Genomic DNA, 262 nt, shown 5'->3' on the forward strand with positions numbered 1-262 from the left:
GTATAATTGTAGCCTACTCCGCCTGCACTGTTGCATATCGTCCGATCCAACTGGCTGGCGCCCATGCGATAAAAGAAGCGGCGATCCATGCCCTCCACGTTAATCCTGCCCATATTCCCGTAAAAGCTGTAGGGCAATATACTGGTCGGTCCCTCTGTTTCAATCAGCTCACGCCAGCGTGTGGTGATCGTTTCGATAGCTTCCTCCCAGCTAATTCTGGCAAACTGACCGCTGCCTTTGGGTCCAACTCGTTTTAACGGAT

The 262-nt window shown here is 51.9% G+C and carries 1 pseudogene; it reads right to left on the reverse strand.

Annotation, left to right across the window (positions count from 1 at the left end):
• Positions 1-262, reverse strand: a pseudogene (locus SB773_RS32635) (molybdopterin oxidoreductase family protein); the annotation flags it as partial.

This window comes from Bacillus sp. SIMBA_074, assembly GCF_046534555.1.
In the GTDB taxonomy this organism is placed as follows: Bacteria; Bacillota; Bacilli; order Bacillales; family Bacillaceae_G; genus Bacillus_A; species Bacillus_A mycoides.